Below are 4,179 nucleotides of genomic sequence, written 5' to 3' on the forward strand. Positions count from 1 at the left end.
TTTTATTTCGGATCACAACGATCCGTTTTCAAACTTGAAGGTGTTTTTTATTTGTCTCATCTTATGGGGTCAGTCCCTATAGAGAGCAGTTTTTATTAGAACCAACCTTTTACTGTGTCAACGATTCCGCCCCAAATGCCAGCGAAGAATCCACCTACACTACGCATTGCAAGAATGAACCAGTTTGCTTTTTCATCGCCTGTTTTCGTTATTAGCTCAACACCTGATTGATCTTTATTCAAATAGCCGTAGTCCTTCTCATCACCTGAATAAGAAGTCGTCAGCATGCCAACCTTCGTTCCTTTTTTCATAGGAGCTTCTAGTTTCGTTTTCTCGATATTTACTTTTGCTTTGAAGCTCTTTTCGTCGCCATTTTTGACTGGCACAGAGAAAGCTTCTTTCGTAACGACAGGTACTTCTTTGTCTTTGCCTTTGTCGACTTCGATGTTTTCATGTCCTTTGATCTGTTGACCTTTTTTGTACATTTCTTTCATCGTGAAGTTTTTAAACGCATAATCGAACAGTTTTTTCGCTACGTCGAAACGTGCTGTATGAAGATTACCTTTTGCATTCAAGATCACTGCGATGACACGCATGTCACCTTGTTTAGCGGTACCTGTGAAGCTAGAACCAGCTGAATCTGTAGAACCTGTCTTTAAGCCGTCTACACCTTCATATTCCTTCACAAGTCCTTTAAGCATGAAGTTCCAGTTAGGCATGTCCATTTCATCGTCTGTGCCTTCTCTGAACTTTGTTTTCGCAATACTTGATGTTTCAAGGATTTCTGGATGGTCTTTGATGAGATGCTGTGCAAGCAATGCCATATCTTTCGCAGATACTTCACTTTCTTCATCAGGACCTGTACCCTTTGGCTGTTTGCCATGTAAGTCTTTATTTTCTAGTCCAGTTGCATTCACGAATTTGTAATTTGTTAAACCTAGTTCTTTCGCTTTTGCATTCATTTTTTCAACGAACTTCGATTCTGATCCAGCAATCACTTCTGCTAAGCCAATTGCTGCTGCATTTGCCGAATAAATAGCCGTTGCTTGATAAAGTTCTTTCACTGTATACGAGCCATCTTTTCTCAAAGGAACGTTTGATAAACTGCGGTCCTGAGAAATTTCGTATACATAATCATCTGGCGTATACGTTTGATCCCATTTCACTTTGCCTTCAGCAATCGCCTCTAGTAATAGATACTCTGTCATCATCTTTGCCATACTTGCAATAGGCAGTCTTTGTTCTGCGTTCTTACTATAAAGGATCTTACCTGTAGAAGCTTCAATTAGGATCGCTGCTTTCGCATTCACATTGAATGGATCTTCAGCTGCTTTTGCTTTGGACATTGGTGTAAATGCTGTCACAATCAATGCCAATGCAAGGATAGAGACCATAAGCTGTTTCAATATCTTGCTGTTCAATCGTCATACCTCCGTTATCATCTTTTTCGATATATTTCATATATATTTAATCCACAAGGGCTTATTTCAACACAACAGTATAAATTTTATCACAATAAAGACAAAAAAAATAGACAGAGTCATAGACCCTGTCAAATGTAATTTGATTGTCACAATTTATCAAGAAATTGTGTAGTTTGGTGATTCTTTTGTAATTTGTACATCATGTGGATGACTCTCACGAAGCCCTGCACCAGTCATTCGAATGAACTGTGCATCTTCTCTAAGAGAGCGCAAGTCCTGTGTTCCACAATAGCCCATACCAGAGCGGATACCGCCAACGAGTTGATACACTGTATCAACAACTGGTCCTTTGTATGGTGTACGGCCTTCAATACCTTCTGGAACGAATTTTTTATTATCTTCTTGGAAGTAACGATCTTTACTTCCTTTTTCCATTGCAGCGACTGAGCCCATACCGCGATATACTTTGAAGCGTCTACCTTGGAAAATTTCTGTGTCTCCTGGGCTTTCAGATGTACCAGCTAGAAGGCTTCCAAGCATTACAGCATGTCCACCAGATGCTAGAGCTTTTACGATATCACCTGAATATTTAATTCCACCATCTGCAATAATAGCTTTACCGTGTTTTCTTGCTTCTGTTGCACAATCATAGATCGCTGTGATTTGTGGTACACCAACGCCTGCAACAACACGTGTTGTACAAATAGATCCTGGTCCGATACCGACTTTCACAATATCTGCTCCTGCTTCAAACAATGCTTTAGTTGCTTCGGCTGTTGCAACATTACCAGCAATGATATTAAGAGAAGGATATGTTTCACGGATTTTCGATACAGTGTTTAGAACACCTTGTGAATGACCATGTGCCGTATCAATGACAACGACATCCACATTGGCTTCGACTAATTTTCTTACACGAGTCATTGTATCGCCAGTGACACCAACAGCGGCACCAACAATTAAACGGCCATGTGCATCTTTAGAGGAGTTAGGGAATTCGATCACTTTTTCAATATCTTTGATGGTGATGAGACCTTTTAACGTTCCTTCGTCATCTAAAAGAGGTAATTTTTCAATTTTATATTGCTGTAGAATTTTTTCAGCTTCTTCTAACGTCGTACCTACAGAAGCTGTCACAAGTTCCTCTTTTGTCATCACATCGCTAATCTTCATTGAATAATCCGAAATAAATCGAAGGTCACGGTTCGTAATAATACCGACAAGCTTTTGATCTTCTATGTTATTTACAATCGGTACACCTGAAATACGGTACTTACCCATTAGGTGCTCTGCATCAAATACTTGATGCTCAGGTGTTAAGAAGAATGGATTTGTAATAACGCCGCGCTCTGAACGTTTTACTTTATCCACTTGCTCTGCTTGTTGCTCAATAGACATGTTCTTATGAATGATACCAAGACCACCTTGACGTGCCATTGCAATCGCCATTTGTGATTCAGTCACCGTGTCCATTCCTGCACTGATAATTGGAATGTTTAGTTTTAATGTGCTTGTTAACTCAACTGATAAATCGACATCTCGCGGAAGTACTTCAGACTTAGCTGGAACAAGCAAAACATCGTCAAACGTCAAACCTTCTTTTGAAAATTTACTTTCCCACATTAGTAAATCCCCCTCTTTTCGGCAAAATATTATATGTAGATTATCAACTAGCAAACAGCATGTCAAGGAAGCAACAAACAGTTGCAATTTTTAGAAAATATAAAGAGAGTTGAGGAAGAAGATGAAAAGTTCAGGATGGAAGGATTTAAAACGTTTTTACTCACTAGAAACTTCCCAAAAGTTTCTATATCAACAATATGAGAAACAGAGCATTCAAGATGCAAACCAGCAAGCCTATAAAAACTGTGAACGGTTTATTTATTTTTTAAAGCATGGTCATACGTTCTATGAACAGGCAGCTATCGCTCCACTCGAACTGAAGCCCATTTTATTGTTTTATGGAATGGCTCAGTTGCTAAAGGCATGTTTACTGACAGTTGACCCTCACTATCCTTCTCAAACCTCTGTTTTAGCGCATGGTGTAACATCGAGAAAGAGAAAGAAGCAGCATTACCGTTTTAGTGAAGATGAGGTGAAAATTCAGCGAAATGGACTATGCATGCATGTGTTAAAGCATCTATTTCATTTAAATGGACTTGAAGATGAGCGATTTACGATGATTCATCTCCTTTCAAAGATACCGGAAATGAGTCATATTCTAGAGTTTCAAAAACAGCCCTCTACATTAGTTAAGGTGGAAAAGGCCAATGGGATGATGATTCAAGATCATATTCCATTGCTTTATAACATGTCTGCTGAACGCTTTATTGAATATTTTGAGTTTCATACAAGTTGGAAACTCAGACAGAGAGAAGCGAAAAAGCTGACATTTGATGTATCACTAGAAGAAAATCCAGCGCTCGCCACTCATCTTCATTATGATTTAGAAATGGATCAATGGTATATTCCGTCAACGCGTGATTCCTTTTTAGGGATTCCTGAGGTCATCAGCCATTACTTATTAATGTATAACCTTAGTATGATTGCCCGCTACGAAACTGAATGGTGGTACGAGCTACTGTCTCAATACATTAGTGATGATTACGTCATGATTGAGCGCTACATGGAGATTGCCGAAGAGAAGTTCCCAGCTTATATCATGATGCTATTAGAAGAAAAAACAAAAAAGACCAGTTCCTAATGGAACTGATCCTTAGACAAGCTTGGCGGCGTCCTACTCTCACAGGGGGAG

3 protein-coding genes are annotated in these 4,179 nt (G+C 39.2%); 1 reads left to right on the forward strand and 2 read right to left on the reverse strand.

Going from position 1 to position 4,179, the window contains the following annotated elements:
• Positions 1-95: 95 nt before the first annotated feature.
• Both SB660_RS18830 and guaB read right to left on the reverse strand, forming a co-directional pair.
• Positions 96-1,421, reverse strand: coding sequence for a D-alanyl-D-alanine carboxypeptidase family protein (locus SB660_RS18830; protein WP_058015907.1), 1,326 nt, complete (start codon positions 1,419-1,421; stop codon positions 96-98).
• A gap of 159 nt (positions 1,422-1,580) precedes the next feature.
• Positions 1,581-3,047 carry an IMP dehydrogenase gene (gene guaB / locus SB660_RS18835; RefSeq protein ID WP_003218109.1) on the reverse strand — a complete coding sequence of 489 codons (1,467 nt, stop codon included), beginning with the start codon at positions 3,045-3,047 and terminating at the stop codon, positions 1,581-1,583.
• A 121-nt stretch (positions 3,048-3,168) separates the two neighbouring features.
• Between guaB and SB660_RS18840 the strand changes: the two genes are divergently transcribed.
• Positions 3,169-4,128 carry a YaaC family protein gene (locus SB660_RS18840; RefSeq protein ID WP_061406456.1) on the forward strand — a complete coding sequence of 320 codons (960 nt, stop codon included), beginning with the start codon at positions 3,169-3,171 and terminating at the stop codon, positions 4,126-4,128.
• The last annotated feature ends 51 nt before the right edge of the window (positions 4,129-4,179 follow it).

Origin of the sequence: Bacillus sp. SIMBA_005 (genome assembly GCF_046535585.1) — a bacterium.
GTDB lineage: Bacteria > Bacillota > Bacilli > Bacillales > Bacillaceae > Bacillus > Bacillus pumilus.

Excerpts from the sequence above, each read along its gene's own strand:
- guaB (WP_003218109.1), bottom strand. The coding sequence starts at position 3,047 with ATGTGGGAAAGTAAATTTTCAAAAGAAGGTTTGACGTTTGACGATGTT.
- SB660_RS18840 (WP_061406456.1), top strand. The coding sequence starts at position 3,169 with ATGAAAAGTTCAGGATGGAAGGATTTAAAACGTTTTTACTCACTAGAA.